The sequence below is a fragment of the Pseudoalteromonas sp. SIMBA_162 genome (genome assembly GCF_046535955.1).
Taxonomy (GTDB): Bacteria; Pseudomonadota; Gammaproteobacteria; order Enterobacterales; family Alteromonadaceae; genus Pseudoalteromonas; species Pseudoalteromonas marina.
Map to the genome: position 1 here is coordinate 1 of NZ_JAWJBQ010000187.1, position 326 is coordinate 326.

Annotated in this window: 1 protein-coding gene; it reads left to right on the forward strand. The window is 65.6% G+C overall.

What is annotated here, in order from left to right:
- The coding region (locus tag R0J88_RS19290) for a peptide chain release factor-like protein (protein ID WP_410900774.1) at window positions 1-326 on the forward strand (326 nt) is incomplete at both ends.

Sequence of the window (326 nt, forward strand, 5' to 3'; positions counted from 1 at the left end):
TTCGACTCCGGCGGCCGTCGTCACACCTCGTTCGCGTCCGTGTTCGTGTCGCCGGAAATCGATGACAACATCGAGATCGACATCAATCCGGCCGACCTGCGCACCGATACCTATCGCTCCTCCGGTGCCGGTGGTCAGCACGGCAACACTACCGATTCCGCGATTCGCATCACCCACCTGCCCACCGGCGTGGTGGTGGAGTGGCAGGATGAGCGCAGCCAGCACAAGAACCGTGCGCGCGCCATGTCACTGCTGGCGGCGCGCCTCAAGCAGGCCGCGGTGGACACCCAGGCACAGGCCACCTCCGATGCCCGTCGCAAGCTGGT